Below are 4,421 nucleotides of genomic sequence, written 5' to 3' on the forward strand. Positions count from 1 at the left end.
AAAAAATACCCAAGGATAATGTTCCCGTACTGGCTATTCTCGAAAATTCTATTGTCTTGTTCCGATACTTAAAGACAATATATTGGTCGTCTGATGCTCCCTGTACGTCGAGATTGCAATTTACACCCACTTCATTCAAAAATTTTTCGAATTCTTGGACTTTTCCTTTTCCTATTATTTCGTCTGAAAGTTTACTTGAGCTAATCCGTTGCCCTTGATATTCAGTTCGATTGAGGCTTCGAAAGAACACCATGCCGCCTACAAATTCAATAAACTTATCAAAAATATAGTTAAGTCTAGTCTCATCTAGCACAGACATACTGAGATAACGAATGATGGAGATATCAGCTCTGGATATGTCAGTTTTCAGATTTTCACTACCATCTAAATCAAAGAAAGCTTTATGACCTTCGTCTCTGTTTATTTCCGCAACTAGTTGCTTGTCTATATGGAGTGATTCATACACAAGGCTCAAATCGTCAGTTTTCCCATAGCGATATACCACCTCATGTCCTTCGATCTCAAACTCATACTCAAAGTTTGCGTGTTGCTCATCCGTATCCGCATTGAGAAAGTTATCTTTCAATGTATTTATTTGCACGGTTGAATCAGGTATGACGTGTGAAACGATATCTAATATCGCTAAACCGACATTTGATTTCCCACTCCCGTTCTCACCATAGATGACACTATGGTTTACAGTGCCGTTTTTGAGAGCATGTGTATTAAATTCATACTTGTTAGTGCTTCGCAGATCGAATTCTAGTTTGTCTTTAAAATTCCTAAATCCTTGCACCGAAAAATAAGTAAGCATCGTAGTCTCCAATATTCTGTGTCAAGATAGCACAGCTTTATCGTGCCGTAAAAAAATTACGGTACAGTTTTTATCTTTTGAATTTTAGTTGTTTCATAAGTCGCCCTACGATATTTACTCTCCTTCTTGGCCTCAACAGAAGTAGAACTTGAAGAAAGGAAGAGGGAGTTTAAGCGCCGATTCATGAGCAGTTAAATATGTATCTGCTTTACAACCGTCTCAAAATAAACCACACTGGACTAAAGTATAGAAAAGTACACAGGGACGATGCTCGACTCTATCAGCTTTGCTCAAAAACAACGCCTTGCCTACATCGACTTTTGCCTGTTATTCAAAGGTGCGATTTATCGTCAGGACTTAATTAATCGTTTTCAGGTCGGCTTATCGGCAGGCTCACGCGATTTCGGCATTTACAAAGAGCTTGCGCCGGATAACCTGTCTTACGATTCGCGAGAAAAGCGATACTTCCAGACACCCCAGTTCAAGCCTGTTTTTGAACACGACGCAAGACGCACCTTAAATAAACTCGCCAACGATATCTCCGACGGGTTTGATGCAATAGGCGATATTCATTTCCCAGTAGAAGCACCGTCTAGTCTGAATGTACCGGACATCTTTATAGTTGCGCGCCTTGTTCAGGCCATTCTTAATAACAAAGCGGTTAGCGTTATCTACACGTCACTTTCTAGCGGTTCGAATGCCAGAGAGCTTGTACCGCACTCCATAGTCGACAATGGCCTACGCTGGCACGTTCGTGCGTTTGATCGTAAGAGTCAAAGCTTCCGAGACTTCGTGTTAACTCGCATTAGTAAAGTAACAATTAAAGACACGCCTAATGACGATGAAAGCGCCCAAGCAGATACAGAATGGCAGCGCCTTATTCCGCTTCAGCTTGTGCCGCACCCCAAGAATGTTGAACATCCTACCGCAATAGAAATGGACTACGGCATGGACAACAAGCAATTGCTTATCGAGGTGCGAGCGGCAATGGCTGGTTACCTATTAAGACGTTGGAATGTGGACTGTACCGAGCTGGGTACGTTGAAAGGTCCAGAATATCAACTTTGGCTTCAAAACCGTTTTACGCTCAACAATGTGCAAAACTTGGCTATTGCACCGGGGTATCAAGCTAAAGGAAGCGGAGGTGGTAATTGATCCTTCATTGCACCAAAAAGCTTTATGCAAAGCTACCTGAAAAGGTGAAAGCTGCAGAGCAACCCGCGACAGCTATAGGCATTCAGGCGCAGTGGCTAAACTGGCACGCAAACCTCATCACTATTCAGCGCAGACAGTGTATCATCGCGGTGCATGATGCCACACGTTTTACCTTATTCATTCCATGCTTAACCAAGAAAGACTTCGCAAACCTTGATTGGCATTTTAACGATGTGTTTATTAACACCTTGTTGAAAAGTGATATGCCGCCTGAGTTCGTAAATGCCGCTGCGACGAACTACCAACCACTTACGTTCGATACAAACTGCAATCGCTCGGTACAAGGTACGATGAATCAGGTCGCTCAGGAAATTGATTATGGGTTGTATTACAAGAGTAAGTCGGTAGCGGATATCAGTCCATACCGATACAGCGCAGATTTAAGCCATAGGCCTTGTGGCGTAAAAGGTCAGAGAGATTACATATGGCCAGATATAGAAATGGCCCAGCTTCTAAAAACATTTACACAACAGTCTCCAAAAAAAGAATTTAAGCTCCATTAGGAAAGATGTAGCAAGGAATAAGAAACAATGGTTGAACAACATAAGAAAGCATTAGAAAAACAACTCTGGAATATTGCCAACGCGCTTCGGGGCAATATGAGCGCCGATGAGTTTCGCGACTACATACTTGGTTTTATTTTCTATAAGTACCTCTCTGAACGAATGGATATCTATGCCGACGAACTTCTCAAAGAGGACTGCATTAAATTTGATGAAATTGACGAAAATGCACAACAGGGTAAAGAGTATCTGGATGCCATTCACGAAGAAGCGATCGATCACTTAGGCTATTTCCTAAAGCCCAGTGAGCTTTTCCACGTGCTGGCTGAAAAAGGTAAAAACGGCGAGTTCATTTTAGAGCAGCTTACTGAAGTGCTGAACCATATTGAGCAAAGCACTATGGGTACGGCGGCTGAGGATGATTTCAATGGTTTGTTTGATGACCTCGACTTAACCTCAAACAAGCTCGGTAAAACAGAGAAAGCTAAAAATGAGCTGATCTCTAAGATACTGGTTCATCTCGACGATATCGACTTTCTGCATCATGAAACGGAAATTGATGTACTGGGCGATGCTTATGAATACCTGATTGGTCAGTTTGCATCAGGTGCAGGTAAAAAAGCGGGCGAGTTTTATACACCGCCCATGGTGTCAAAACTTCTGGCGAAACTGGTCACCCAAGGGAAAGACAAACTTCGCAGCGTGTACGATCCAACTTGTGGTTCAGGCTCTTTGCTTTTGCGAGTGGCAAAAGAAGTGAAAGACGTTGGACACTTTTACGGACAGGAGCAAAACCCCAGCACCTACAACCTCGCTAGAATGAATATGATTTTGCATGGTGTGCACTATCGTCGATTTGATATTCAGCAGGACGACACACTAGAGCAACCGCATCACTTAGAGCATAAGTTCGAAGCAGTAGTTGCTAATCCTCCGTTCTCGGCCAAATGGAGTGCTTCACAAGGCTTTTTAACTGATGAACGTTTTCAGGACTACGGTAAGCTTGCACCTGCATCAAAGGCTGACTTTGCTTTTGTGCAACATATGATTCATCAGTTGGATGATAACGGTACGATGGCAGTAGTTTTGCCGCACGGTGTGCTCTTCAGAGGTGCTGCGGAAGGCCACATTCGTAAACATCTGATCAAGGAAAAGAATTATCTTGATGCGGTTATTGGACTGCCTGCGAATATTTTTTATGGCACTAATATACCCACATGTATTCTCTTAATTAAGAAAAATCGAACTAATCAAGACAACATTTTATTCATTGATGGTAGTCAACACTTCGGTAAAGCAGTAAATCAAAATTATTTAAGAGAAGAAGACGTCGAGCGGATATTAAATGCTATCTCGTCGAGGAAGACTGAAGATAAGTATTCGTATGTCGCATCAATAAGCGAAGTTGAAGAAGAAAACGATTTCAATCTGAATATCCCAAGGTATGTAGATACGTTTCAAGAAGACGCACCTATTGACCTAGAAGTAATCAGTCAACGCATCAGAGAAATTGAAAAATCTTTGAAAACAACAGATTCAGAAATTGAGGTCTTTTGCAACGAGCTAGCTATAGATTCCCCGATAGGTAAGGACTGAAATGGAAATTGTCACTCCAAAAATCAGATTTCCCAGCTTCCTAGACAGCTATAAAACTAGACGCGTTGAGAACATCCTTTCAAGAGTTACCAAACCCGTCGAGCTGGAAGATGACAAAGATTACTTTGAAATCGGTGTTCGTGCATGGGGTAAAGGGATTTTTCACAAAGAAAGAACAAGCAAAAAGGAAATTGGTAACAAGCGAGTTTTTTGGGTTCAACCGGACCTGTTTATTGTGAACATTGTCTTTGCTTGGGAGCAAGCTATCGCTAAGACAACACAAGATGAGGCGG

5 protein-coding genes are annotated in these 4,421 nt (G+C 42.0%); 4 read left to right on the forward strand and 1 reads right to left on the reverse strand.

The genetic code is table 11. From position 1 onward, the window contains the following. Positions 1–814, reverse strand: an 814-nt coding sequence (locus BIZ39_RS20395) for an AAA family ATPase (RefSeq protein WP_187447907.1), incomplete at its 3' end; no start/stop codon positions are given. Positions 815–1,081: 267 nt separating this feature from the next. Between BIZ39_RS20395 and BIZ39_RS20400 the strand changes: the two genes are divergently transcribed. The 4 genes from BIZ39_RS20400 to BIZ39_RS20415 form a co-directional block, all read left to right on the forward strand. Further along, complete coding sequence (locus BIZ39_RS20400) at positions 1,082–1,969, forward strand: WYL domain-containing protein (protein WP_187447908.1); 888 nt, start codon at positions 1,082–1,084, stop codon at positions 1,967–1,969. Further along, positions 1,966–2,532 carry a DUF6933 domain-containing protein gene (locus BIZ39_RS20405; RefSeq protein ID WP_049588279.1) on the forward strand — a complete coding sequence of 189 codons (567 nt, stop codon included), beginning with the start codon at positions 1,966–1,968 and terminating at the stop codon, positions 2,530–2,532. Before BIZ39_RS20400 ends, BIZ39_RS20405 begins: the two co-directional genes overlap by 4 nt. 27 nt (positions 2,533–2,559) lie before the next feature. Continuing rightward, complete coding sequence (locus tag BIZ39_RS20410; protein WP_049588277.1) at positions 2,560–4,128, forward strand: type I restriction-modification system subunit M; 1,569 nt, start codon at positions 2,560–2,562, stop codon at positions 4,126–4,128. Between the two features lies 1 nt (position 4,129). Next, positions 4,130–4,421 (forward strand): hypothetical protein (locus BIZ39_RS20415; RefSeq protein WP_222936724.1); only part of this gene is annotated, 292 nt, incomplete at its 3' end.

The sequence above is a fragment of the Alteromonas sp. BZK5 genome (assembly GCF_014349115.1).
Taxonomy (GTDB): Bacteria; Pseudomonadota; Gammaproteobacteria; order Enterobacterales; family Alteromonadaceae; genus Alteromonas; species Alteromonas macleodii.